Origin of the sequence: Streptomyces sp. NPDC101166, assembly GCF_044768125.1 — a bacterium.
Classification (GTDB): domain Bacteria; phylum Actinomycetota; class Actinomycetes; order Streptomycetales; family Streptomycetaceae; genus Streptomyces.
In genome coordinates, this window is record NZ_JBIWPF010000365.1 from 1 (window position 1) to 1,039 (window position 1,039).

The window sequence follows — 1,039 nt, forward strand, 5'->3', positions numbered from 1 at the left end:
CCACCCGCACACATGCTCTTGTAAACGACACCGTGGAGGCATTGCGATGAGCGAGAAGGAGTCGCCCGAGCGCGACGGCGTCTCGTTCGGCGTGATCGCCTCGGCCGCCCTGGTGGCGGTCATCCTGATCGCCGGCCTGGTGGTCTACTTCGGGCACGGTGACGCCAAGCCCAGCGCCAAGCCCGACCCCGGCGCCACGCCGGCGACCTCGGACACCGGCGCCACCGGATTCGCCTCGCCCGAGGTGGATCTGTTCGGCCGTCGCATCGACATCCCCAACAACACGGCGGGCCAGCCCCTGCCGCAGGAACCCGGCAAGCAGCGCAAGGCCACCGACACCGACTGGCTGACCGCGGCCCCGCTGGGCATCACCGACCCGCACGGCTGGCAGCGGGTGTACGGGGCGTCGGTCCCCTTCTCCACGTCCGACGGCCCGGCTCGCCTGGAAAACGGCCTGGCCGTGGGGTATTCGCACACCCCGCAGGGCGCGGCCCTGGCGGCGGCGCAGATCACCTACCGGCTCAACGCCCGGCCCGCGGACCGGGAGCTGTACGTGCGGCAGGTACGCGTGCCCGCCGAACAGCTCACCGCCTACGACCAGGCGCTGGCCGATCAGCGGCTGCCGAAACAGCAGCCCGAGAAGGTGACCCGCTACCTGGTCGCCCCTGACGGCTTCCAGGTCGAGAACTATGCCGACGACATGGCCATCGTGCGGCTCGCCGCGCGCGGGCCCGTCGTCGACAGCCGGCAGTTGTGGGCGGCGGTGCGCCTGATCATGGTCTGGGACGCCGGCGACTGGCGGCTCAAACCCTCCACGTCGCGGACTTCGCAGACCGAGTACGTGGATTCGCTGGCGGGGTGGACCCGTTGGTGACGACAACAGCTCCCCAGGTGACAACAGAAGATATGGCATCGCGACCCATCGAGAGGTGGACCACATGCTGAGGCGGCTAGTCACGATTCTCGCGGTCGTATTCACCGTCATGATCGCGACCCCGACGGTGGCCTACGGCCAGACCTACGGTTTCGACCAGGCCTG

At 69.4% G+C, this 1,039-nt stretch carries 1 protein-coding gene; it reads left to right on the forward strand.

The window, feature by feature from the left end; all coding sequences use genetic code 11:
- Positions 1-46: 46 nt before the first annotated feature.
- Positions 47-874 (forward strand): hypothetical protein, encoded by an 828-nt coding sequence (locus tag ACIRS4_RS39140; RefSeq protein WP_379278698.1) that lies wholly within the window; start codon positions 47-49, stop codon positions 872-874.
- Positions 875-1,039 lie beyond the last annotated feature (165 nt).